A 5,019-nucleotide genomic window follows, 5' to 3' on the forward strand; every position below is an offset into this window, starting at 1 on the left:
CCAGCTCTTCCGCTATCTTTAGCAGCTCCCCTGTGCTTTTTTTCTTGAGTTCGCTGAAATCTATGACCTGTACGCCAGTACTACTACTCTTTTTGCTACGCCCCACGCTCTCGGATTCCGAGACATCTGCCTCCGGCGACGCCTTTGCCTTTCTCCTTCCCTTGCCACACACAAGACGACCTTCTATAAAATATCGACACTATAGAATTAGGGACTCGCCATACTCGACCGCGAGAGGTAAATATTACCACCCCGCGACAAAGCAACGCCAGCTACACCTTTTGGTTCTGCATTGCCTCGTTGTTAATGTTCCTGACTCTCCGCTCACGCTCAGAAACTATCTGCGCGCGCATAATTGCATCATCAAGATCCGCTTGCGTACACAGGCCAAGTAGAACCGGATCCCGCGGTTTGATATTGCTAGAGTTCCAGTGCTCTTTATTCCTAACCGCGGCTATAGTAGCCTTGGTAGTCCCTATTAGCTTAGCAATCTGCGAATCATGCATCTCAGAACAGTACTTCAGAATCCAGCACACGGCATCAGGCTTATCACGACGCCGCGCTACAGGAGTGTAACGCACACTACGCCGCCTGCTCGTGCCGGTACTCGTACCCCGACAAGAAACGAGCTTCGGTATTCTATTTGGGTCATTCTGACACGCCTCTATCTCATCCTTAGTGACCTGCCCCATGGCTACCGGGTTGCACCCAACAACTCCCTTGGCAACTTCACCATCGGCTATACCCTTGACCTCCAAGATATGCAACCCACAAAATTCGGCTATCTGCTTAAATGTCAGGGCTGTATTATCAACCAACCACACAGCGACAGCCCTTGGCATCAACGGAGCCTCCTCATTGCTTGATGACATGTCTAAAGAATCCCCAACTTTAATAACCTACACAGACACAAACACTAGACCACAATCCTTTAAGATTCGGTTAATCCAGCAATCTGCGACCATGGTTTCGCATGGTACCATACACACTATATGTGTCAAGAATTTTAAGCCCAGTTTAAGCATTACAGGTTGTATCACCGGCGATTTCTACTATTTTCGCGACTGGGAAAATGTGGACGTGAATCTGGAAAAAAATATGCAGTAAAATGTGCAAAATTAGAGCCTTCAGTGCAATCACGTACCCAATGCTTTATGAATGGACCCCAAAACGGCTAACCTTATACGGGTTGACACTGCCATGATAAGTATATAAGCTAGGGGGCTGTTGTTGTCGTTGGCGCAGGGGTTGTATGCCGAAGTTGAAGACGAAGTCTTCTGCGAAGAAGAGGTTTAAAGTTACCGCTAGTGGAAAGATAGTTGCGGCACAGTCCACAAAGCGTCACGGTATGACTAAGCGGAGCAGGCGCGGGCTGCGTACGCGCCGTGGAACCACGCTTATGAGCGTGTCTGATGCACGTATTGTCGCTCCTTCTATACCGTATGGTCTTTGATTAAGTTTGTTTTGTTGATACGAGGAATTAATGGCTAGGGTAAAGCGCGGTGTAACTACCAGAGCTAGGCATAAAAAAGTTATTGCTCTTGCAAAGGGCTACAGAGGCCGTTCTAAGAATTGTTACAGGGCTGCGCTTCAGAGGTTGGAGAAGGCTCTCGCGTATGCATACCGTGATCGGCGGACACGTAAGCGAGATTTTAGGTCTCTATGGATAGTGCGTATTAATGCTGCTGCTGGGCTGTACGGATTGAAGTATTCAGAGTTCATGCATGGAGTGTCGTTGTGTGGGCTTGGGCTGAATAGGAAGATGCTGGCAGAAATGGCTGTAAAGGACAAGGATAGCTTTGCGAAAATCGCTAGCGCTGCCGCAACTGCTTGTGGACGTACCTGTGTCGTTGCTCAAGCAGATTCGTGAGCTTGCTCAGGACGCGCAGTTAACTATTGCTGCTTGTAGTTCCCTTGAAAGTCTCGATGAGGTGCGTGCGCGGTACTTGGGAAGATCGGGCTCCATCACTTCGCTTATGAAGCTAATACCAAGTGTAGAGGATCTGAGTGAGCGTAAGGCTATAGGCGCGGAAGCAAATGCTGTTTGTTCAGAAATCAAGCTGCTTTTAAGTAAGCGCATAGAACAGTTTGAGCTCGCGTTGCTCGAAGCGAAACTCAAAGCCGATGCTGTCGACATTACATTGCCCTCGCGGCGTCGGCCTTATGGGCTCCTGCATCCTATCACAAAGGTAATGTCCGAGATGCAAGACATCCTTGTGGGTCTTGGGTTTGTAGCGGTACATGGACCAGATCTTGAAGATGAGTATCACGTTTTTGACGCCTTAAACACGCCGGTGCAGCATCCTGCTAGGACGCTCAACGACACGTTCTATATGAAAAAAAGACTGGGAGATAAACGTGTGGTTCTACGCACGCATACATCTTCTGTGCAGGTTAGAACCATGGAACGATGTAAAGATTTTCCAATAAAGGTGATTTCTTGTGGGAAGGTTTACAGAAATGATTGGGATGCTACCCACAGCCCTATGTTCCATCAAGTGGAAGGATTGTACATAGATAAAAATGTAAGTATGGGACATCTGAAGTACGTCATAAATCATTTTCTACGGGCGTATTTTGGCCCCACTGTTGAAACGCGTATGCGGGCTAGTTTCTTTCCTTTTACGGAGCCCTCTGCGGAAGTTGATGTTAAGAACTCCGATGGGCAATGGGTTGAAGTACTAGGTTGCGGCATGGTTCACCAAAAAGTCTTGCAAAATGCCAATGTTGATACCTCGCAGTACAGAGGCTTTGCCTTTGGTATGGGGGTAGAGCGCATGGCCATGCTAAAGTATGACATGCCAGACCTGCGAGACTTATATAAGAACAAACTAGAGTGGTTGGATCACTACGGCTTTTGTTTTACCGATCTTGTGAGCTAATGTATTAGCTAGGCTCTTTCGAAGCTGCCTATATACCGCGGCACACTGGTCTGCCCTCTGTACATGTGATACAGAGGGAATTGACCATGGCGTCGGTATGCTCTAGGCTCACAATACACACAATGTCAACCAGGAGATACATTTGCAAGGACCTTCGATAGGAAAAGCCGCCATAATAACAGGTGCCGCGCGCCGAGTTGGAAGGGCGTTGGCTATATTTCTTGCTGCAAAACATGGGTATGACATAGTGGCTCACTACAACACATCTCATTGTGACGCCTTAAGCCTCCAGGAAACCGTTCACCAATACGGAAGGTCATGTATTATTACACAGGCTGATCTACGTGATCACTCATCTCTAGAACCTCTAATTGAACATGCTTTTAACTCATTCCCACACTGTAACGTCCTGATTAACAATGCTTCTGTATTCCGGGCTAATGACTTCGCACATTGCACGTCCACTGATCTCGATGAGAACTTTCTTTTACATTTGCAATGTCCTCTGCTACTCACTCAATCCTTTGCTAGGAAATGCAACATAGGTAAAGTGGTTAACATGATAGACGCCGGCATAACAAGACAACGCACCAAGTACTTTCCATATCTATTATCAAAACGCGCGCTCGCAGATTTCACAAAGTTAGCTGCACCTGAGTTATTCCCAGCTGTATGCATTAATGCTGTATGTCCAACCATTATTCCTGACCACGAAGTTGATGATATGGATTCATTGAAAAAACTTGACTGGGGTCCTAAGCTGAAAGGCCTTCTGGATATCGTAGAGAGTCTCGTAAACTTTGACAGCTCCCGGAGCGGAGAAGTTTTGTTCATGGATGATTAGTTCATCACGTAGTCCCTGCGATATAGTGCAAAGAACCCTTAAAAACAAGCTATGAACTGCACTAAGGTTACTATACCACAATGGTTTGGCAAATTCGCCACAGCATTTAGCCCCTCATCTTCTTCACCACTCCGTTACTTGGCAACTCACACCGTAAATTCCAGCTAGGTACATTGCGCACTATCTTTCAACCAACCAAAATCTCGGTAAAGTCACAGCCGGAAGGCGCCACGCTGGATGAGAAATCTCGTAGCTCAGCGCACAAACAGCTCTAACTGCGGGTTTCTAAGAACATGCAACAGGCTTATTATGTCGCAACAACTTTCTATCCACATGCGTTTTAGTGGCAATATAAAGAAAAAACGACACATACCTGCAGAGTTCCTAATATGTGTCGCCAAAAACATGAGTTTTTCTTTTTACTCGTGTCACGGCGTCAACAACCACCACGAAGACTACCTCTACCTCGCCATTGCTGAATTACAACACGCACACAGTATAAATTACGACGGAGAAAGGACAGAGCTTCGTATAGCAGAATATAGCGTGAAACAACTAGGAAAAAGAACACCCAGTCAGCGCACAAAACGCGCAATACCAACTCTCACTTTAAAAATTGGAACATACCAGTATAACACGACATGCCTCGCTGCTCGCACAATGCGCACGAGCGACAGCGAACCTCACTGTTGGGAAAACTCACACCGACTTGGGACACTCATCTACATGCAGCGAAAAACGGGTACCCGCAATAGCCATACTCAGCAACCACCTACCAAGCAAGACTATGCTAATCGCATGCCCCAGCAACAGCCACAAGGCCCTTTTTGATGAACCAGGAAACCCTGTCAGTAGGCTGCGCACCGACGCCTAGCCAATAGCTGAGCCTCTCCTCATTTACCTTCAAAAATCCGGGCTCGCCGCAAGACACCATGGGGTCATAGTAGCCGAGCTGCTCTATGCACTTCCCGTCTCTTTGCACCCTGGAATCAGAAACCACCACCCTGTAGAACGGCTTCTTCTTCGCACCCAATCTCATTAACCTTATCTTTACGGACATCCCCTAACTTGAAGTCTCCACGAAATAGAAGGCCGGATTGTAGCATATCGTCCCATACAGTCAATCGAAAAATTTTTGCAACAGGTTACTGACAAAAGTGACGTTGTAGCGTAAAATCGCTTGCGCATAGTGTTGTCCACTGTGTAGCTGTAGAGTTTTTGCGTTTTCGCGGAAGCGTTGCGTGACATTTTCACACAGTGCACGTGCATGGCCGTGGTCTGGCGGATTCACAA

General features: G+C 47.2%; 6 protein-coding genes. 4 read left to right on the forward strand and 2 right to left on the reverse strand.

Features of this window, described 5'->3' with window-relative positions:
- Window positions 1-272: 272 nt before the first annotated feature.
- Window positions 273-872: a cell cycle transcriptional regulator TrcR gene (locus PGW94_RS04330; RefSeq protein WP_271759004.1), complete on the reverse strand. Its 600-nt coding sequence runs from the start codon at window positions 870-872 to the stop codon at window positions 273-275.
- Window positions 873-1,252: 380 nt separating this feature from the next.
- Here PGW94_RS04330 and rpmI point away from each other — a divergent pair, with 380 nt between their 5' ends.
- From rpmI to PGW94_RS04350, 4 genes are all read left to right on the forward strand, one after another.
- Window positions 1,253-1,453 carry a 50S ribosomal protein L35 gene (gene rpmI / locus PGW94_RS04335; protein ID WP_271759006.1) on the forward strand — a complete coding sequence of 67 codons (201 nt, stop codon included), beginning with the start codon at window positions 1,253-1,255 and terminating at the stop codon, window positions 1,451-1,453.
- A gap of 30 nt (window positions 1,454-1,483) precedes the next feature.
- Window positions 1,484-1,870: a 50S ribosomal protein L20 gene (gene rplT / locus PGW94_RS04340; protein WP_271759007.1), complete on the forward strand. Its 387-nt coding sequence runs from the start codon at window positions 1,484-1,486 to the stop codon at window positions 1,868-1,870.
- The gene (gene pheS, locus PGW94_RS04345; RefSeq protein WP_271759012.1) at window positions 1,851-2,882 is read left to right on the forward strand and encodes a phenylalanine--tRNA ligase subunit alpha; all 1,032 of its coding nucleotides are present in this window, start codon (window positions 1,851-1,853) and stop codon (window positions 2,880-2,882) included. The genes rplT and pheS overlap by 20 nt, the downstream gene beginning before the upstream one ends.
- 142 nt (window positions 2,883-3,024) lie before the next feature.
- A complete protein-coding gene (locus PGW94_RS04350) occupies window positions 3,025-3,726 on the forward strand; it encodes an SDR family NAD(P)-dependent oxidoreductase (RefSeq protein WP_271759009.1) in 702 nt (233 codons plus the stop codon).
- A gap of 790 nt (window positions 3,727-4,516) precedes the next feature.
- Here PGW94_RS04350 and rpsP read toward each other — a convergent pair.
- Window positions 4,517-4,786, reverse strand: coding sequence for a 30S ribosomal protein S16 (gene rpsP, locus PGW94_RS04355; protein ID WP_271759010.1), 270 nt, complete (start codon window positions 4,784-4,786; stop codon window positions 4,517-4,519).
- Window positions 4,787-5,019: the final 233 nt, after the last annotated feature.

The sequence above is a fragment of the Candidatus Anaplasma sp. TIGMIC genome, assembly GCF_028204095.1.
GTDB lineage: Bacteria > Pseudomonadota > Alphaproteobacteria > Rickettsiales > Anaplasmataceae > Anaplasma.